Consider the following 18957-nt stretch of genomic DNA (forward strand, 5'->3'; position numbering starts at 1 on the left):
CTCCTTTCTTGTTCAATTTCAATCTTGTTTATCGTCGGATACTTTAAATTCGTTTTTCTTTACATTTTCCCACGGATCTGTTTTAGAGTGCGGTGATACGGCTTTGTAGCCAAGGCGTTTGCGCGCCTCCATCGCATATTCGGCATCTTGGCCGTGGTCAACGTATTTTAAGTGTGTAGAAGAGAACGTTAATTTACCGACATTCTCCGGAAGCATCAGTTCGTCATACTTCTCTTTCGTCAGCTTTGGAGAATCGCTTTGGGCTTTTTTCACCCAGCTGTTAAAGTCTTTTTGCGTAACAGCTTTTACGTTGAATTTCTGGTCGGCAAAGTGTTCGCCGGTGAAGTTCGCGTTGCGGCCTTCATATGTTCCCACTTTGTCAGCCTGTAAGTATTGATCCATCAGCATTCCCGCCATCGCGTATTTTTGTCCCCCAAGCTGAGGAATCCATAGCGATGCCATTGAATCGGCTGAAGAAATTTTAAATAAAACCGGACGGTCTACAGGAATGTTCAGGTAGTTAACCGTCTCAATATCCTGCTCTGGGTAGCTGAATACCCATTTCCAGTCTACCGAAGTAGCATAAACAACAAGAGGCTCTTTATCCTTTGTCGCTTCAGGCGCTTTTTCTAACGAATATATCGTCTGTACGGTAGGCACAGAAAGTGCAATAACAATTAAAATTGGGATCACTGTCCAGACTACTTCTAAGAACGTGTTGCCGTGCATCTCGGGCTTGTAATTTCCGCTGTCTTTGCCTTTGCGGTCGCGGTATTTCACTAAAATGATTGTAAATAGTACGAAAACGACGCCGACAATGAACAGCATAAATCCGATTGACAAGAGAATCAGATCTTTCTGCTGGTCTGCTACAGGTCCTTTCGGATCTAAAACGGAAATGTCGCTGCATCCGCCCAGTACGAAAACAACAGCCAACATCGCTAATAAAAGTAACGGTTTAAATGCTCTGAACAAGAAGATCACCATCCTTCCTATTGATGTAGTGAATCTGAAATGTACTTTCTCAAAATCTTTTCTCTATCTACCTTGTTATGCTATCAAAATCTGCCCTTATTAGCTTTATTTTTTTCTAAAGTTCATCTTTTTTTCGACCTAATGTCACAAAATCGTCAAAAAATGCATGAACTTTTTCCACTTGCGCAAATCAAACATAAAAAGTTTTAGATCATTTAGCATATATAGAGAAAAAAGATAGTGAGAACGAATAATACCAAATAAAGGTTTACCATAATAAAAAACGCTGGTCAACAAAAAGTTTCATTTTGTTAAACATTCTACAAAAGAAATATTTTTTCCTTTGCTCACACCTTTTCACACGGTTTCCATTTTAACGCAACGCATTATGAAAAAAAAGACCGGAACGCGCCTTGATATGTTCATTATAAAAAACGCATTCATATGTTTAATATGGACAAAACGAAGGAAACATATAGGCATAAATAATAAAAAATAGGAAGTGATATTTATGGGTTTTATCGTATCTCTGATTGTCGCTATTATTATCGGCTGGATCGGAAGTTTATTTGTAAAAGGCAGTATGCCCGGGGGAATCATCGGGTCAATGATCGCCGGTCTGATCGGCGCATGGATCGGGCACGGACTGCTCGGCACATGGGGTCCTCACCTTGCCGGCTTTGCCATCATTCCGGCAATCATCGGAGCTGCGATCGTGGTATTCTTATTCAGCCTGATCGCCAGAAGCAGAGGATAAAAAAAAGCCTCGTCCCTTATGGGATGGGGCTTTTTTCCGGTAGAGCGCCCAAATGGCGGATAAACCGCCGGAAAGCCGCTCTGCCTTCTTCTGTCTGTTTAAAGACGCCGGCATGCTCCAGTATCCGCGCAAAGGCATGGCCGATTTCCTCTTTCAAAATCTGTTCCGCGTTTTCTTTCGTTACCTTCCGCTTATGCAGCACGCTGAGCGCCCAATCTTTATGCGTTGCCGCAGAAGGGTCTGCCGTTAAGACCGCTTCCGGGTCCGGTGAGCACAGCGCTTCAGCCGTGTATTTCATTTCTTGTTCAAGGCGGCCCGGCAGAATCGCAAGCCCCATTACCTCAATCAGTCCGATATTTTCTTTTTTCAGGTGATGAACTTCCTGGTGGGGATGAAAAATTCCCAGCGGATGCTCATCAGAGGTGCGGTTATTTCTGAGGACGAGATCTAATTCGAATAAACCGTTTCTCCGCCGGGCAATCGGCGTAATTGTATTGTGCGGTGTTCCTCCTGAACAGGCGAGGAGATCAGCCGCCTCATCGGAATAACCGCGCCATGCCCGCAGGATGGCATCCGCCGCGCCGGAAAGCTCAGACGCACTCTCGCTTTGCAGGCGGATGACCGACATCGGCCACTTCACAATTCCCAGCACCGTTTTCGGATAGTCAGGCAGCCTGTACCGGCTTTCTGTCTCCGCCCGCGCCATCGGGAATTCATAATTGCCCCCCTGAAAATGGTCGTGGCTTAAAATACTGCCGCCGACAATCGGCAGATCAGCATTGGAACCGAGAAAATAATGAGGATACTGGCTGACGAACGACAGCAGCCGGTCAAACGTTTTTTTGCTGATCTTCATCGGTTCGTGCCGGTCTTTCAAAACGATGCAATGCTCCCGGTAATACACATACGGAGAAAATTGCAGAAACCACTGCTCATCGCCGAGAATGACCGGAATGACACGAAGGTTTTGACGCGCCGGGTGATCCGGTCTCCCCTCGTACCCGACATTTTCTTTACAAAGAACACATCTCGGATAATCGGATTGAGGCTGCTCTTTGGCAGCGGCAATTGCTTTCGGATCTTTTTCCGGTTTTGAAAGGTTGATCGTGATGTCCAGCTTTCCGTAAGCCGTCTCAGCCGTCCACCCGGCATTCCGCTGTATTCTGTCCGAACGGATATAATACACATCCTCTGAAAATCGGTAAAACGCCTTTGTCGCCTGCTCCGGTCCGTGCACCGCCTTTGTTTCTTCAAAACGACGGACAATCTCGGACGGCTGCGGGGCAAAGCAGCCCATGATCTTCGCGCTCAGCAGGTCGCGATAGGTGTCTGTATCGGCTGAAATCCGGCCCGTTTCTGCCGCCCATTCATAAATCGGGGCCAATATGTCCGGCAATGGTGCCGCCGATTCATTTTCTTTCTGTTCTGGAACCTCCGGATGGGTGATATGCAAAGCTTCATATAAACGGTTTCTTGTATATTCAATATCAAGAAATGAAATCAGCTCTTTTTGCAATCCGTACCGGATTAAACGTTCCACGTGCCGCTCAATTGCCATCGTCATCCCCCTTTAGTTCTCTCGCTCCGGCTCCGACATCCGCCGTTTAAAAGTCAGCTTTTCTCCCTGTCTTTTCCTCATAGCGGGCCCCTGCCGTTTCAATAAAATCCGAAACCGCATCGTCCTTGACGATATTGACTGTACAGCCGCCGAAACCGGCTCCCGTCATCCTTGATCCGATCACCCCGCCGTGGCGCCAGGCCGCTTCAGCCAGTGTATCCAGCTCATGACTCGTCACCTCGTAGTCATCGCGTAAAGAGAGATGCGAATCCCTCATTAATTCACCGATATGATAAAGCAGATTGTTACTGAACATGTCGGCGGCCTCTATTGTGCGGTGATTTTCATAGACGGCGTGTTTCGCCCGGCGTCTGTTCACTTCATTCTGAATCAGCTCCGCATGAGCGTCAAAAGCGGAAGGGGTCAGCTCTCCCAGTGATTGAACGGAAAGATGTTTCTGAAGATCACAAAGCGCTTCCCCGCACTCCTTGAGCCTTGTATTATAGCCTGAGTCTGCAAGCGTTCGTTTTTTATTGGTATTTGCAATAACGATCGACAGCCCCGACAGCCCGAGTTTTGTATATTCAAAGCTGAGCGTCCCGCAATTCAGCAGAATCGCATGATGTTTCTTTCCCATTCCGATGGCGAATTGATCCATTATTCCGCAGCTGACGCCGATAAAGGAATTTTCCGCCGTCTGAGCGAGCTTCACCAAGTCGAGCATATCCGCCTCAAGCTCATGGCATTCCTTGAGAATGACCGCCGTAACAAGTTCAATCGAAGCCGAAGATGACAGCCCCGCGCCGTTCGGGATGTTTCCCCAGAACACAATATCGAAGCCGTGCGGAAGGGAAAAACCGCTGCCGAGACATTCCGCCATGACCCCTTTCGGATAGTTGGCCCACCCGTCCTCTTTTTGATAACGGATATTATCGAGAGTGCATTCCTTTATGCCCGCTTCCTTAAATTGATGAGAGTACATTCTGACGAGCCTGTCCCCTCTCTCCCGGACGGCTGCATATGTACCGATCGTCAGCGCGCACGGAAAGACGTGGCCCCCGTTATAATCCGTATGCTCTCCGATGAGATTCACTCTGCCGGGCGCAAAGAAAATGCGCAGGTCCTCCGATTCCCCGAATACATCAGCAAACGCTTTCTTTATTTTGTGCTTCATACGCATCCCCTTTCACCATTACACTTTCCCCCGGGGCGCGGAAAGAAACCGTTATGACACGCCCTCTTCTTTCGCTTTTCTGAAGACGATCCACTTGCTGGCCGCATAGTTGACGACTACGATAATGACGTTATCTGCGATTTTCGCCAACGTTTCGTTCATATGAAATTGACTGACCAGAAGAATCATCATGGCGAGATCGATGGCGAGGGACAATACCCGCACGCTGAAAAAGGCCGTCAATTCTTTCATCAGACTCCGCATCCCCGCGGTCTTTTGCTGAAATACATACAGTTTATTCGTGACATATGCAAATAGAACGGACAGAATCCAAGCAGCGACGGTCGCCGCCTTGTAATCCATCTCAAATGCCGACGTCAGAAAGTAAAAACTGACGATATTCACGATGGTCGTGAATATCCCCATAATGATATACATCATAATTTCTCTGTAGCGCATGGCAGTTCCTCGCTTTCCGAAAGACTTTTCTAAACCTTTTGTCAAATCAAGAAGAACGTTACCCTGATTTTCTGCCGCTGACAAAAACATAGAGCGCGTCAAACATGCTGCGGAAAGTAACCGGCCTTCCCAGCACATTGGATTGCTTAATCATCCCGTCGATGAGCGCGCACATCATGTTAGCGGTATGCTCGGTATCTATATGGTCTTCTATTAAATTTCTCGATTTGAGCCAATTTATGTACATGGTGCTTTCTTCTATCCATAACTTATAAAGACGGATATAAGCTTCATATTCACTGACGACTTTGTAAGTAGGCATATGAACGGCAAAAGACACAACATTCCAGGCAGGCTTGCTGTTTACAAACCGCATCAACAGGCTGGCCGCGCTTGCCGCAGCTTCACAAAGCGTCAACGGCCGCGCTGTTTGCTTTTCTAATTCGTCGAGATAGCCAGTGATGATCCTTTTTTTAATCTGACGCCTGTCTAACAAATGCTTCAGAAAATCTTCCTTGCTTTCAAAATGAACGTAAAACGCGCCTTTGCTGAAACCCGCCGCTTTACTGATGTCATCGATTGAGACTGAATCGTAAGCTCTTTCAATCAGGAGATGAAGGCCTGCGTCAATAAAACTTTCAAATGTTTCTTCTCTCTTAATTTGAAATTTGTTTTTTTTCATTTTTTACCCCAGCTGTTTGATCATTCACTTTATCTTACACCGAATCATTCTTTTGCGGTATTTTTTATGCAAAAAGAATATGCTAGTCGACGCTTTGAGGGTAAATGTTAATAGGTCATATGATTTATTTTTATTTGCATACTATCCAGTCAGTATTTATTTGTTTATTATTATACGTAAGAATTCTTGAAGGATTTTGGTTATTTCAGTCATTTTCTTAGGGAATAGGTAGGTGAATTCATCTTCAATTTGGGATTACCGGCCAACTATGTGTGATATTTGTTATACATTGGCTGCTGTAGCTGGGCAAATCAATTTTTCAATTGGAGGTTCTTATGAAAACTCATGTAATGAAAGATATAGATCAAGATTGGCAATTGTTAATTCAAGAGGCTAGAATCATGGGTTTGCACATTGACGATGTAAGGCGCTTCTTAAATACTGAAAAAGCGGTGAAGAAAAAAACACCAATGAAAAACACCATCCGCCAGCGGTAAGATTACAGGCGGATCCTTTTACTATATGACCTGCCACAGTCCGCCCGCACCCGAGTTTTCAAAGGAACAGCCGCAATAAGAGGGGAATCAGAGAACAAACCGTATACCGGACAACCATTCCCGTCCGCATTCCGCAATTGAACAGCCAAACATGGTGATATGAGATCCCCCCGCTGCATATCTTGTGTATATGCCCATTTATGAGGTGATACACAGATGGATACGAATCCCTATTATGATGAAAAACAACAGAACTACTACGAAGGCCTGAATCCTTATTTATTGAACAAAATAGACGAAAACTGGCGGACAGTGCTTGATGTCGGCTGCGGCACAGGCAATTTAGGAGCGGCGATCGAAGACCGCGGAATAACGGTTTACGGCATTGAAGCGTATCCCGAAGCCGCAAAAAAGGCGGAAAGCAAATTGAGCCACGTGCTTTGCGGCGACATTGAATCCGCCATTCTTCCGTACGAATCAGAACAATTCGACTGCATGCTGTTCGGAGACGTTCTTGAGCATCTTATCGACCCGTGGTCCGTGCTGAAAAAGCTTCGTCCTTATGTAAAAAAAGACGGCACGGTGCTTGCATGCATACCGAATGTCGGCCACATCTCAGTGGTGCTGGAGCTTTTAGCCGGCAAATGGACTTACAGTGACGCCGGATTAATGGATCAGACCCACCTGCGTTTTTTTACCCGTGAAGAGACGCTTTCATTATTTAAAGCCGCCGGCTATGAGGTGAAACGCATTGAGGCGATCCGCGTTGATCACCCCTCTTATCACAAAGCCATCGCAGCATTGCACGAAGTATGCGTACAGCTTGGCATAAGGCATGACTTTATGACAGAAGCATCGGCGTATCAATATGTGATTGAGGCCGAGAGGAGCATGTAATGGATTCACATTCATTTCTGTTTGTCGTCTGTGTGAATGACGAGCCGCTCTACTCCCGGTGCAAGAGCCATATCATGCAGCTTACCGTCCCCCCTTCATACTCCGTTGATATCATGCCGATATACGATTCAGCAAGCATGGCCTCGTCCTACAACAAAGCGCTGAGACACCCCTCCAAATATAAAATTTATCTGCATCAGGATACCTTTATCATTCATCAGCATTTCCTGCATGACATGCTTCATATCTTTCAATCTCATCAGGAGCTCGGCCTTCTCGGTGTCGCCGGCTGCAAAACCCTGCCGCCGAACGGCATTTGGTGGGAAAGCGGACAGCGGATGGGAAAAGTGATTGAATACCGGGGGAATGCTTATCACCCGCTGGACTTTGAGCACGGCGATGAAGACGGCCTGTTTACGCCCGCTGACGCCATTGACGGCTTGTTAATGGCGGCTCAATATGACGTGGAGTGGCGGGAGGATTTGTTTCGCGGCTTTCATTTTTACGACACATCACAGTCGCTTGAATTTCAAAAACACGGCTATCAAGTCGGCGTCGCCTGCCAAAAAGACCCTTGGTGCCTTCATTTTTGCGGCGACTCATTTGACGCCGCGGCATATGAAGCGGACAGACAAACATTTGTCAAACACTATATGGCAAAGCCCTCTCGCTGATCGAGAGGGCTTTTTTCGGGTTAACGTTTATTCAGTTCCCGCTCAATGATTTGTTCAAAGGTTTCCTTTTGCGCCGCGCCAGGGATTCTCTCATCGCCGATGATAAACGTCGGCACTGCCGTAATGCCGGCTTCTTCATAAGCATGGCGGAGCGCTTCCTGCTGTACGTGTCTGTACGCTCTTGTCTCAAGCGCCTCTTTGAAGGCAGCGCCGTCAAGTCCTGCTTCTTCCGCAAGCTTTGTCAGCACGCCAACGTCACCGATATTTTGTTCTTCTTGAAAGAACGCCTGAAAAACGCGTGTATGGTATTCGCTTCCTTTCCCATGTTCCTTTGCGAAATGAAAGCCTTCAAATGCCAAATCCGTGTAAGGATGCGGTGACACACGGGGGAACGTGATTTCAACGCCTAAAGACTGCGCCATCGGCTCAATGGAGTTTTTCCACATCTGCCGCTTGGCGGGATCATTCACCGGATCAAGTTTCGGCGAGGGGCTCGGACGCAATTCAAACGGCATCCATTCCACCTGTACGTCCTTGTCCTTGATTGCTTCTTCAAACGCCGCTTTGCCGACAAAGCAAAACGGACATACATAATCAGAATATACTTTAATCTGCAGTGTCATTGTAAGTCTCCTTTCCTTTTCATTTTAAGTTGTAACACATATAGTTACAAGTGTTTTTTTAAAAACACCCTCCATATGGAAGGTGTCACGATTCCAGCAGCCTTTGGGCGATATATTCTCCTTTTTTACAGCCGCCGGGACAGGCGAATAAGGAAGAGCCGATCGTTTGTGTGTATTCATTCAGCGCATCCTTTGCCGCCAAAGCCTTCAGCATCGGGACAAATTGGCGGTCCGGGTCTTTTTGAAAGCAGATAAACAGCAGGCCTGCGTCAACATAGCCCGTCTTTGGATCAATCCCGTCCGTATAGGAAAATGCCCGGCGCAGAATCTGTCTGCCGGTTGATTTTGCCACGCTGACATGCGAGTCGGCGGGAATTTGATTCAGCTTCACGGGATCGGTTTCCTTTTTTTGTCCGAAAGGCGCGCCCGAGCTTTTCACCCGCCCGAACGTGTCCTCTTGTTCCTTCAAGGATGAACGGTCCCATATATCTAAAAACATCTTAATTTTCCTAAACGCCATGTACGTGCCGCCCGTCATCCAGTCCGGCTCTCCTGATTGAACCCAAACGATCGAATTCATCAGGTTTTCATCCTTCGTGCTTTGGTTGCCGGTGCCGTCTTTGAATCCGAAGAGGTTGCGCGGTGTTTCCCCGTTTTTCCCGCCGCTTAAGAAACCTTTATTGAGAAAGCGGACTTCGCACACCCCCGATGCCTGTTTCATCAGGTTGCGCACCGCGTGAAACGCCGTTTGTTCATTATCCGCGCAGACTTGTATGACGAGATCACCGCCGCCTTGTTTCTTATCGAGCTTGTCGTTAGGCATCGGCGGAATATCGGCGAGGTGCTTCGGTTTTTTATCTTTCAGTCCGAAGCGGTCCTTCCCGTCTTTCTCGAAAAACCCGGGGCCGAAGCCGAAGGTAACGGTCAAATTCGCCGGTGCCAGATCCTGCGACTCTCCGGTATCCTGCGGAGGCATATATTTATTTTTCTGTTCGCCCGACGGGACGACGCCTGAAGTCAGCAGCTGCGTCAGGCTTGTCCATTGTTTGAAAAGGGAGATGACATCGGCTTTGTCGCTTGACATGACATCAAGCGCCGCAAAATACACATACGTCTGATGCGCCGTTGTGATTCCTGCTTGGTGCTTCCCGTAAAAAGGAACGATTTGATCACGATCCCTTTTTTCATCATTCTTCTTTGAAGCGGTGGCCGCCGGTTTGAAGAGCGGCGCGAGTCCTCCGAGGCCGCTCGCTCCGACAGCAACGGCGGCGCCCGCGACGGCGCCCCACTTCAGGACATCCCGTCTGTGGATCTGTTTTTCCTTGTTATGTTCATCGCTCATGCTGCGTCTTAACTCCTTTTAAAGCACATCGGCAATCTTCGACATGGTTTCAGAAAGAGCCGTCAGCTTCGTGCTTATCTCTCTGATTTGATCTGTACTTAATGTATCACAAGACATATAAGATTGATCGCACGTTTTGTATTTCGACATCAAACCTTCAAATTCGCTGAATTCCGCATCAAGTTTTTCCGTGACGTCGAAATGATCTCTCACTGCGCGCTTTTCACTGTTTCATAGAGGGCTTTTAAGCCTTCGGCGCCGGCGGTGATTGGTTCAGGCGTCACTTTGAGAGAAGCGATAGAGCCGTCAAACGTTCCGGTCGATATTGCAAGCTGATTGCCCTGTTCTTGACATACGGCTTATATTCTCCAAGTCCGTCACTGCCTTTTTGCGCACACAGAAAAAGGGCCGCCCTATCGGGACAGCCCTGCTTTGGAGCGCTGAATTTCCTCTGAAAACTTCCGCGCTGCCGCTTTTGGATCTTCAGCTTGGCTGATGGCGCTGATCATGCTGACGCCGTCTGCACCCGCTTCAATGACGGGCGCCGCGTTGTCAGCCGTAATGCCGCCGATTCCTACAATCGGAATGCTGATGCCCTGACGCCGCACCTCTTCAATCAATGTAACGCCCTGCACAGCTTCAGCATCTTTTTTTGTTTCGGTCGGATAGACCGGGCCCATTCCGACGTAATCGGCTCCGGCTTCTTCCGCCCGCTTCACCTCGGAGACGTTATGTACTGACACACCGAGTATCATATCGCCGATTGCCGCTCTCGTTTCTTCGGCGTCTGCGTCATCCTGCCCGATATGCACTCCGTCCGCCTCAAGGCGCAAGGCCAATTCGACATCATCATTAATGATGAAAGGAATCCCGGCCTGCCTGCAGACATCCTGTACCTGCTTCGCGAACAGGACACGTTCCTCCCCTGTTAAAGAACCGCTCCCCTTTTCCCGAAATTGAAAAAGCGTAGCGCCGCCCTCAATGGCTTTTTTCACCACGGAAACGGGGTCTGCGCTTGTATTGTTTGATCCCATAATAAAATAAACCGATAACATATCCTTCATCATTTCCCGAGAAATACGCGTCATTTTTCTGTCACCCTTTCAATTGCGGCAAGCTCGGCCGCTTCTTGTTCTGAGATGCTTGCCAGCTTGTTTAAAAGCTCAATCTGGAAGCTGCCCGGCCCCTTATGGGAGGTGTCCAGAGCGGCAAGCTGAGCGGCGCTTCCGTATACAGAAACGGCTGAAACGGCCGCTTGCAGAACGTCCTGTCCCGCCGCGCAGAAGGCTCCGATGACAGACGTCAGCAGGCATCCCGCCCCCGTCACCTTCGTCAGCAGTTTATCACCGTTATGTACGGCATATGTGTCGGTGCCGTCGGAGATGACGTCGGTTTTTCCGGTAATCGCAATGACCGTCTTCAGCCCGCTTGCAGCCGTCTTAGCGAGCTGAACCACATCTCCTCCGGCTTCCCCCGCATCCACGCCTTTTATCTTCCAATCAGGGGCGCCGGCAATATTGGCGATTTCCGCGGCATTTCCGCGAATGACGGACAAGCGGACCTCCTGTATGATCTTGCGGGCTGATGCCGTCCGAAACGGCGTGGCGCCGGCGCCTACCGGATCAAAAATGACCGGAACACCGTTTTCATTGGCCGATTTTCCGGCTGCGATCATAGCTTCAACCGACGCCGAATTGAGGGTGCCTATATTCAGGACGAGCGCTCCTGCGATTTTCGCCATGTCGGCTGCCTCCTCAATTGCATAAGCCATAACGGGCGATGCGCCGAGCGCGAGCAGTCCGTTAGCGGTGAAGTTCGTAACGACATTATTGGTAATACTGTGAACGAGCGGGTTTTGATCCCGCACTTTACTCAAGTGTTGAGCTGCGGTTTGTGCGTCCATGCTTAATCATCCTTTTTTCTCTTTTTCGGATTCCATAAATACGATTTCGTATGCTCCAGCCAGGCTCTGGCGGCAAAGGACATATAGCGGTCTTTCCGCCAAATGATGGCTAAATGCCACGGAATGACCGGATGAACGAGCGGAATGGTTCTGACTTTGTCAGGATCAAGACCGCGGCAGATTCTTTCCGGCAAGAGGCCGATACCGAGATTGGCGGATACCATTTCGCTGATAAAGTCCCACTGTGACGTTTCATAAATGACGTGAGGCCTGAATCCGGCTTTCACGCATTCCGTCATAATTCGATTATGAAGGACAAAATCCTCCCTGAAAAATATGAACGGCTCTTCTTTCAATTCGTGAAGACTGCATTCTTTCTCGTCAGCGAGCCGATGTGACGGATGGACGACGAGCATAAGGGTTTCCTTGACGATTGTGAACGTATGAAAAATTTCTTCATTCGCGGGAAGCACGACGACCCCGATATCAAGCGAGCCGTCCTCCACCCCTTGCTGCACTTTAATAGAGCCGTCCTCAACAAGCTGAAACGTCACATCGGGATATGTGACGCGAAAGTCACCGAGCACTCTCGGGAAAAAGCCGGACCCGATCATCGGCGGAAGACCGATGCGGACGTGCCCTTTCTTCACTTCCATAATATCGTTCAGCTCTGACGTCAGGTTTTGGAATGACTTTGTAATTTCCTGCGCCTGCACATACATGCTCTGCCCGGCGTCAGTCAGTTCAACTTGCCGGCCATTGCGGTAAAACAGCTTAATGCCGAGCTCCGTCTCCAGGTTTTTAATCATTTTTGAGATTGTCGGCTGTGAAACATACAGCGACTGTGAAGCCTTCGTAAAGCTTTTCAAACGGGCCACTTCCAAAAAATACGTTAAGTGCCGGATATCCATTACATTTCATCCTTTCTATAGACAAAAGGAATACACATTATTCTTTATATGTATTTTACCTATAGCAAAACCTTCTGTACAATATAAATATAAGGGAGGCATCATTATGAAAAAATTGCTGCTTACCGTTATTCAAATCGCTCTGCTGTTTATATTTGCGCGTCTGATCAATTGGGTCACGGCGGCTCTTCATATAAATATTCCCGGCAGTATAATCGGGATTGTGATTCTTTTCACATTATTGCATTTCAAGATTATCAAACTTGAATGGATTGAGCTTGGCGCAGCATGGCTCCTCGGTGAGCTGCTGCTGTTTTTCATCCCGTCTGCCGTCGGAGTGATTGAATACGGAGATATTATGTCTAAATTCGGCGTAAGCATTTTACTTGTCGTCGTCATCAGCACATTTGTCGTGATGGTTTCAACAGGTACGCTTACACAGCTGATAGCAAAAAGAAAGGAGAAAAAACAAACGTGTTCATCGGAATCATAAGTTTATTCTTAACTGTCTTAGTATATTTGGGCGCGAAAAAACTCTACATTCGTTTTCCGCGGGTGTATACGTCGCCGCTTCTGATTACGCCCGCTGTTTTGGTCGTACTGCTGCTTCTTGTCAATGTCCCGTATCAGACATACAATCTCGGCGGCGGACTGCTGACCGATATGCTTCAGCCGGCAACAGTGGCGTTCGCCATCCCGCTTTATAAATATTTCCCGATTTTAAAGAAATACGCCGTGGAAATTATTTTGAACGTAGCGGTCGGTTCATGTATCGCCATTCTGTCAACGGCCTTTATCGCGAAATGGTTCCATCTCGGCAGCAGTTTAGTCGACAGTCTCGTGCCGCGATCCGTGACGACGCCGATTGCCATGAACGTTTCAGAAATGATCGGCGGGATGCCGGCCGTTACAGCGGTTTTCGTCATTTTAACGGCTTTATTGGGAACGATCATCGGGCCGATGGTCATCCGCTATTTCCGCATTGATAACGAAATTGCCCGGGGCGTGCTGCTCGGAACTAGCGCGCACGGAGCGGGAACATCTAAAGCATTTGAGCTCAGCTCCGTATCAGGAACGATCTCAAGCGTGTCCATGATTCTCGCCGCAATTATGACGCTGTGCGCGGCCCCGATTTTGCTTTCGTTTATGTCATAAAAGGCTGCTCCTTACAGAGCGGTCTTTTTTTATTTGCCACGCAGATTGATTTGTCTGTCCTTCATAAAAAGACGAAAACACGATATGATAAGATATGAAGTGAAAAGACTGAAGAACGGATGTGTCATATGAACGGCCAGCAGCGAAGCAGCATCAGAAAAGGACTTGAAGTCGATATCGTCCTGAAAGCCGATCAGCGTTCAGGAAAGCTGACAAGAGGAATCGTGAAGGATATTTTGACGAACTCAAGCTTCCACCCGCGCGGCATTAAGGTCCGCCTTGAAGACGGGCGAATCGGCCGGGTGCAGAACATTATTGAATAGAAAAGAGCCGGAGCTTCACGCCCGGCTTTTTTTCTTTAATTTCAGCAATGAAATCCTCATATGTTCTCCCTTTATATACAAAAAATCTTTAACCAACTATTGACTCTTACGTTGCGTAATACTTTAGAGTAGCCATTAAGGAGGCGGCAAACGTGATGGGTATGAAAGTAAAAGAAGTAGCTGAACTGATTGGAGTAAGCATACGTACTCTCCATCATTACGATCAAATTGGATTATTGACTCCTCAGGAAACGACCGATTCCGGTTATCGGCTTTATTCTGAAGAGAATCTTGAACAGCTGCAGCAGATACTATTTTTCAAGGAGCTCGATTTCCCCTTAAAAGAGATTAAAGAAATCATTAATAGTCCTTCATTTAACCGAAGGGAGGCATTAATTTTACAAAAGAAAATGTTGATTGAGAAACGGAATAGAGTCGATAAAATGATTGAAACCATCGATAAATCAATCAAACATATGATGGGAGAGATTTGCATGACGAACAAAGAGCGGTTTGAGGGAATGAACTTCAATCATAATCTTTATGAACAAGAAGCTCGCAAACGGTGGGGTGATCAACCTGTCGATAAGGTAAATATTAGATTGAAAAACATGACTGATGGTGAGCAAAAAGATTTATCTGATAAGTGGACTGCAATGTTCAATAAATTTGCACTCCTTATTAACCAATCTCCCAAGTCCCCAGACGTACAAACAGCTATCAAAGAGTGGTTTGATTTTCTCAATGAAAATTTTGGTGAATATTCTTTTGATGCCTTTTACGGATTAGGTCAACTCTATATTGAAGATAAACGCTTCACTAAGAACATCGACCAGTATGGTGAAGGGTTGGCGAAGCTCATGAGTGACGCCATTACAATTTATATAGATCATCAAAAAAAGGGTGGTACCCATTAAAATCATTATCGAGGATACAATCAGGCAATACGAAACGTTATTTTCAATGATTGAAAATAGAGAAGATTATTATCGGTATTCAATGATGAAACCTTTTGAAGATATGTGGAAAAAGATGAATGTTCCCTTAAAGGCAAAGCAGCCTAACGGATATGATGTAATCATGGCTGCAAATATGCTGGGCTATCTGAGCATATTTGATACGGAAACCGGAAGAAAAGCATTGGAGAAACTAAAAGAAATTCAAGCTCTTCAAATTGCATATGGCACTTTAACTCATTGTGTAGAATTTATCCAGCAAAACCGCTTAAAAATAAATGCTGATGAAATAAGGTTTGGGATGTATCTGGCCAATCAAAAAAAGCTTGAGTTACATAGAGGGTATTGTGGATTCGGAGGAATTCCGGGATTTATTCAAGTTTCAATATTCCCCAATTCATATAACATACCGAGACTGCCTGCTGTAATCGCACACGAATTTCATCATAATATTCGTTTTTCGTATTTCAATTGGGATTATGGGAACGTAACGGTTGGTGATTACTTAATTATAGAGGGGTTGGCAGAATCGTTTGCCAAAGAACTTTACGGAGAAGCTCTGTTAGGTCCCTGGGTTACTTCTTTTGAAAAAGAAGACTTAGAATACTCAAAAGAAATCATCAAAGACTCATTAAATGTGAAAGGATTTGCTGAGGTCAGCAGTTACATGTTTGGCGACACCTTTGCAGCCGAACAAGGTTATCAGCCTGTCGGCTTATCACCGTTTGCAGGTTATGCGGTTGGCTACCAAGCGGTGCAATCCTTCATGAAAGCCAACAATGTGGGGATTAGTGAGGCCACTTTACTTAGCACAGATGAGATACTAAGTAATAGCGGGTTGTTTCTTTAAGATGTGAAGATTATTTTATCCCGTATTAACGCGATGAAAGAGGGTTTTCTTTTCCCCTCTTTCATCGCTATAAATGGTCATTCTATTTTTTCCGCAAGAAAACAACCTTCAAATAGTTCCCTTCTTTAAACGCGGGAATCGTTTTGAAATCTTCCGGAAGCGTGTATTCTTCCAAAATGTCGTAACGCTCATTTGTTTCTTTAAAGGCGGTCTCTATAAAGCCTTTAAATTTCTTCATATTGAAGGCGCTGCTGTTTGTCGAAGCGACGATGATGCCGTTTTTTGCGGTGATGGCGATCGTTTCCTTCAGCAGATTTTTATAATCTTTCGCCGCGCTGAACGTCCGTTTTTTTGTGCGGGCGAAAGAAGGCGGATCAAGGATGATGAGGTCAAACTCCAGCCCTTTTTTCTCCGCATAGCCGAAGTATTTGAAAACATCCATGACTTTAATGTCATGCGCCTCATAATCAATTCCGTTGGCGCTGAACTGTTCAATCGTTTTTGCGAGACTGCGGTTGGCGACATCGACGCTGGTCGTTTTCTCAGCTCCTCCAAGCGCCGCCGCAACGGAAAATGCCCCCGTATAAGAGAACGTATTCAGCACCCGTCTGCCGTTTGCATACTTGTCCCGAATCGCTTTCCGCACATGACGCTGGTCTAAGAAAATGCCCGTCATCGCCCCGTCGTTTAAATCCACTGCGTACCGTATGCCGTTTTCTTGAACAATGACCGGAAAATCTCCTCTTTCGCCTTTGACAAAATCGTCGTCTTCCACGTATTGCCCGGCCGTATCGAATCGTTTCTTTTCGTAGATCGCTTTATAAGAAAGCTCCAGTCCGTCAATCGCCTCAATCATGCTGTCCTTATAAGCGTAAATGCCTTTACTGTACCATTGAATCAGCAGATAACCGTCATAAAAGTCAATCGTGACGCCGCCGATGCCGTCGCCCTCACCGTTGAACAGCCGGAACGCCGTCGTGTCGGGTGCCTTAAACAGATGGGCTCTCGCTTCAGCCGCTTTTTTCAGCTTGTCCATAAAGAAACGTCCGTCGATCCGTTCATCTCTCGCGCGGGACAGCACCCAGCCGACTCCTTTATTCTGCAAACCGTAATAGCCTTTTCCGATAAACTCACCCTTCTCGGATGTCACATCAAAAAGATCGCCCTCTGTTAAATGAGCCGAGCTTCCGGACAGAGCGTCTTTTTCAATCAGGGGGAATCCTTTTTTCAGCTTTCCGGCAAATGTATCTTTCACTGTAAGTAGCTTCATTGTGCATTCCTCTTTCGTTTTGCTTTCTCTTATCGTACCATAAAACATGATCAACACCGCATTGTCCCGAAAAATTCAAAACAGGGGGAAAACCATGACAGCCAAAAGAATCGACCATACAGGCATTATGGTCAAAGATATTGAAACATCCATCGCCTTTTATCAAGACGTTCTCGGTATGACGTTAAAGGATCGTATCACTCATACGAACGGCATTATTGAACTTGCCTTTCTCGGCTTTCAGGAAGGGCCGGAGACAGAAATTGAGCTGATCCAGGGCTACAGCAGCGAGCTTCCCGCAGAAGGAAAAGTCCATCATGTCGCTTTATTAACTGAAGATATCGCGGCGGAGTTCACGCATGCGAAGCGTCAGGGCGCCGTATTTATCGATGAAGAAATCACGACGCTTCCGAACGGGTACCGCTACTTTTACATTGAAGGACCTGACGGCGAATGGATCGAATTTTTCCAGCGTTAAAAAAACGGGCGAAAGCGCCCGTTTTTTTTATGTTTCTTCAGTGACGTTTTGTTCCGCCGCCCGTTCCTCTCTCCATTTTTGAAGATCCCAAATTCGGAAAAACGGATAATAGATGATAAATGTAATCAGGAGATTGATCAGCTGCATGACCGAACCGGAGATTTTCCCGCCCGTCGCCAAATAACCGGAAATCAGCGGCGGCATCGTCCACGGCACGGCGATTCCCGCCGGTTTTGCCACCATCCCCGTGCTCATCCCGATGTACGTCGCCGTAATGGTCAAGAGCGGCGCAATGATAAAAGGCACGATTAACAGCGGATTCATGACGAGCGGCATCCCGAAAATAATCGGTTCGTTAATGTTAAAAATCGCGGGCCCGATGCCGAGACGGCCGAGCTGTTTCATCTGTTTGCTTCTGGAGCGCACAAGCATGGTCAGCACAAGGGCAAGCGTCGCCCCGCTTCCGCCGACATTAATCCATATTTGAAAGAACTGTGTCGTAAAAATGCTCGGCAGCGCTTCTCCCGCCTGAAAAGCCAAACGGTTGGCATCCATCGCCCCGTACCAGATCGGCGACATGACGCCGCCGATAATGGACGCGCCGTGTATGCCGCACGACCAAAGCAGCATTTGCACGAATTCAGCGATAAGACTTCCGCCGAGACTCCCGCCCAAAATAGACAGCGGGGTGCCCAGCAGATCGCCTACGACATTGTGGAGGCTTTTAAAAGGAGTTATTTCAATAAACAGACGGGCCAGCCATACAAGCGTAATAATAATGAAACCGGGGATGAGCGCAACGAACGATTTGCTGACCGCAGGCGGCACTCCGTCAGGCATTTTAATGACGATATTTCTTTGTATGATAAACCGGTACACTTCCGTAGACAGCATTGCAATGATCATCGCGACAAACAGACCTTTGCTTCCGAGCAGCGAAATCGGAATGCCGCCTCCCACCATAATCTCTGTTGCCGAGCCGTCAGGAATAAACGGAATCTGATACGGCGTCGCCAATAAAAAGGCGGCAAGGGCAATGGCTCCCGACGACAGGGCATCCACCTCATAGCTTTCCGCAAGCCGGTAAGCAATCCCAAAGGCGGCGACAAGCGCCATAATATCAAAGGACGCATTCACGGGATACCCGAGCTTTTCAACCCAATTTTCACCGAAAAGACCAGCCATAAAATCGGCATAACCGGGAATCGGAAGACTCGTCAGAATCAGAAAAACCGATCCGATGATGATAAGCGGCATCGTCAAAATAATGCCGTCCCGCAAAGCTCTTAAGTGCCTTTGGCCGGCGACTTTTCCGGCGACAGGCATGATTTTTTCTTCCATGACCCGATTGAACGTACTCATTTATCAAAAACCCCCTTTTTGAGTTCATTGCGCAGATGTCTTAAAGCATTTTCTCCATCATATTTTGGAAACGCTTACATTTGCATACAGAAATTTTCCTTATCCCTCAGG

Annotated in this window: 22 protein-coding genes and 1 pseudogene; 10 read left to right on the forward strand and 13 right to left on the reverse strand. The window is 47.2% G+C overall.

Going from position 1 to position 18957, the window contains the following annotated elements; all coding sequences use genetic code 11:
- Nucleotides 1-18: 18 nt before the first annotated feature.
- Nucleotides 19-984: a cytochrome aa3 quinol oxidase subunit II gene (gene qoxA, locus NYE68_RS20305; RefSeq protein ID WP_012118744.1), complete on the reverse strand. Its 966-nt coding sequence runs from the start codon at nucleotides 982-984 to the stop codon at nucleotides 19-21.
- Nucleotides 985-1486: 502 nt separating this feature from the next.
- Here qoxA and NYE68_RS20310 point away from each other — a divergent pair.
- A complete protein-coding gene (locus tag NYE68_RS20310) occupies nucleotides 1487-1732 on the forward strand; it encodes a GlsB/YeaQ/YmgE family stress response membrane protein (protein WP_003150926.1) in 246 nt (81 codons plus the stop codon).
- 16 nt (nucleotides 1733-1748) lie between these two features.
- On the opposite strand, the gene galT is transcribed toward NYE68_RS20310, so the two are convergent.
- The 4 genes from galT to NYE68_RS20330 form a co-directional block, all read right to left on the reverse strand.
- Entirely contained in the window at nucleotides 1749-3290 is a 1542-nt protein-coding gene (gene galT / locus NYE68_RS20315) for a UDP-glucose--hexose-1-phosphate uridylyltransferase (protein WP_031379349.1), read from the reverse strand.
- A gap of 46 nt (nucleotides 3291-3336) precedes the next feature.
- A complete protein-coding gene (locus NYE68_RS20320) occupies nucleotides 3337-4464 on the reverse strand; it encodes a galactokinase (protein WP_229040919.1) in 1128 nt (375 codons plus the stop codon).
- 51 nt (nucleotides 4465-4515) lie between these two features.
- Nucleotides 4516-4902, reverse strand: a complete 387-nt coding sequence (locus NYE68_RS20325) for a GtrA family protein (RefSeq protein WP_032863219.1) — start codon at nucleotides 4900-4902, stop codon at nucleotides 4516-4518.
- Nucleotides 4903-4981: 79 nt separating this feature from the next.
- Entirely contained in the window at nucleotides 4982-5605 is a 624-nt protein-coding gene (locus NYE68_RS20330; protein WP_007614590.1) for a TetR/AcrR family transcriptional regulator, read from the reverse strand.
- A gap of 335 nt (nucleotides 5606-5940) precedes the next feature.
- On the opposite strand from NYE68_RS20330, the gene NYE68_RS20335 reads away from it, so the two are divergent.
- From NYE68_RS20335 to NYE68_RS20345, 3 genes are all read left to right on the forward strand, one after another.
- Entirely contained in the window at nucleotides 5941-6102 is a 162-nt protein-coding gene (locus NYE68_RS20335) for an anti-repressor SinI family protein (RefSeq protein WP_003150917.1), read from the forward strand.
- Between the two features lie 216 nt (nucleotides 6103-6318).
- Entirely contained in the window at nucleotides 6319-6999 is a 681-nt protein-coding gene (locus NYE68_RS20340) for a class I SAM-dependent methyltransferase (RefSeq protein ID WP_007407718.1), read from the forward strand.
- Entirely contained in the window at nucleotides 6999-7673 is a 675-nt protein-coding gene (locus tag NYE68_RS20345; RefSeq protein WP_015418490.1) for a glycosyltransferase family protein, read from the forward strand. Before NYE68_RS20340 ends, NYE68_RS20345 begins: the two co-directional genes overlap by 1 nt.
- A 20-nt stretch (nucleotides 7674-7693) precedes the next feature.
- Here the strand turns inward: NYE68_RS20345 and NYE68_RS20350 are convergent, their stop codons facing one another.
- From NYE68_RS20350 to NYE68_RS20375, 6 genes and pseudogenes are all read right to left on the reverse strand, one after another.
- Nucleotides 7694-8296, reverse strand: coding sequence for a DsbA family oxidoreductase (locus NYE68_RS20350; protein ID WP_031379212.1), 603 nt, complete (start codon nucleotides 8294-8296; stop codon nucleotides 7694-7696).
- Between the two features lie 85 nt (nucleotides 8297-8381).
- Nucleotides 8382-9638 (reverse strand): iron uptake transporter deferrochelatase/peroxidase subunit, encoded by a 1257-nt coding sequence (gene efeB / locus NYE68_RS20355; protein WP_324636253.1) that lies wholly within the window; start codon nucleotides 9636-9638, stop codon nucleotides 8382-8384.
- An 18-nt stretch (nucleotides 9639-9656) separates the two neighbouring features.
- Nucleotides 9657-9946, reverse strand: a pseudogene (locus NYE68_RS20360) (Efem/EfeO family lipoprotein); the annotation flags it as partial.
- Between the two features lie 105 nt (nucleotides 9947-10051).
- Nucleotides 10052-10726 carry a thiamine phosphate synthase gene (gene thiE / locus NYE68_RS20365; RefSeq protein ID WP_015418494.1) on the reverse strand — a complete coding sequence of 225 codons (675 nt, stop codon included), beginning with the start codon at nucleotides 10724-10726 and terminating at the stop codon, nucleotides 10052-10054.
- Entirely contained in the window at nucleotides 10723-11541 is an 819-nt protein-coding gene (thiM, locus tag NYE68_RS20370; RefSeq protein WP_113766463.1) for a hydroxyethylthiazole kinase, read from the reverse strand. Before thiM ends, thiE begins: the two co-directional genes overlap by 4 nt.
- 2 nt (nucleotides 11542-11543) lie before the next feature.
- Nucleotides 11544-12452: a LysR family transcriptional regulator gene (locus NYE68_RS20375; protein WP_003150908.1), complete on the reverse strand. Its 909-nt coding sequence runs from the start codon at nucleotides 12450-12452 to the stop codon at nucleotides 11544-11546.
- 106 nt (nucleotides 12453-12558) lie between these two features.
- On the opposite strand from NYE68_RS20375, the gene NYE68_RS20380 reads away from it, so the two are divergent.
- From NYE68_RS20380 to NYE68_RS20400, 5 genes are all read left to right on the forward strand, one after another.
- On the forward strand, nucleotides 12559-12945 hold the full coding sequence (locus NYE68_RS20380; RefSeq protein ID WP_007407725.1) for a CidA/LrgA family holin-like protein: 387 nt from the start codon (nucleotides 12559-12561) through the stop codon (nucleotides 12943-12945).
- Nucleotides 12927-13607: a CidB/LrgB family autolysis modulator gene (locus NYE68_RS20385; RefSeq protein WP_012118753.1), complete on the forward strand. Its 681-nt coding sequence runs from the start codon at nucleotides 12927-12929 to the stop codon at nucleotides 13605-13607. Before NYE68_RS20380 ends, NYE68_RS20385 begins: the two co-directional genes overlap by 19 nt.
- Nucleotides 13608-13735: 128 nt before the next feature.
- Nucleotides 13736-13930, forward strand: coding sequence for a YwbE family protein (locus tag NYE68_RS20390; protein ID WP_031379216.1), 195 nt, complete (start codon nucleotides 13736-13738; stop codon nucleotides 13928-13930).
- 155 nt (nucleotides 13931-14085) lie between these two features.
- Nucleotides 14086-14847, forward strand: a complete 762-nt coding sequence (locus NYE68_RS20395; RefSeq protein WP_053573996.1) for a MerR family transcriptional regulator — start codon at nucleotides 14086-14088, stop codon at nucleotides 14845-14847.
- The gene (locus tag NYE68_RS20400; protein WP_095284526.1) at nucleotides 14834-15736 is read left to right on the forward strand and encodes a DUF2268 domain-containing protein; all 903 of its coding nucleotides are present in this window, start codon (nucleotides 14834-14836) and stop codon (nucleotides 15734-15736) included. The genes NYE68_RS20395 and NYE68_RS20400 overlap by 14 nt, the downstream gene beginning before the upstream one ends.
- An 82-nt stretch (nucleotides 15737-15818) precedes the next feature.
- On the opposite strand, the gene NYE68_RS20405 is transcribed toward NYE68_RS20400, so the two are convergent.
- A complete protein-coding gene (locus NYE68_RS20405) occupies nucleotides 15819-17006 on the reverse strand; it encodes a class I SAM-dependent rRNA methyltransferase (protein ID WP_053573935.1) in 1188 nt (395 codons plus the stop codon).
- 94 nt (nucleotides 17007-17100) lie between these two features.
- Between NYE68_RS20405 and NYE68_RS20410 the strand changes: the two genes are divergently transcribed.
- Nucleotides 17101-17484, forward strand: a complete 384-nt coding sequence (locus NYE68_RS20410; protein ID WP_014419203.1) for a VOC family protein — start codon at nucleotides 17101-17103, stop codon at nucleotides 17482-17484.
- A gap of 27 nt (nucleotides 17485-17511) precedes the next feature.
- Here the strand turns inward: NYE68_RS20410 and celB are convergent, their stop codons facing one another.
- Nucleotides 17512-18846 carry a PTS cellobiose transporter subunit IIC gene (gene celB, locus NYE68_RS20415; RefSeq protein WP_007407728.1) on the reverse strand — a complete coding sequence of 445 codons (1335 nt, stop codon included), beginning with the start codon at nucleotides 18844-18846 and terminating at the stop codon, nucleotides 17512-17514.
- Nucleotides 18847-18957 lie beyond the last annotated feature (111 nt).

It is taken from the genome of Bacillus sp. FSL R5-0447 (genome assembly GCF_038606125.1).
GTDB lineage: Bacteria > Bacillota > Bacilli > Bacillales > Bacillaceae > Bacillus > Bacillus velezensis.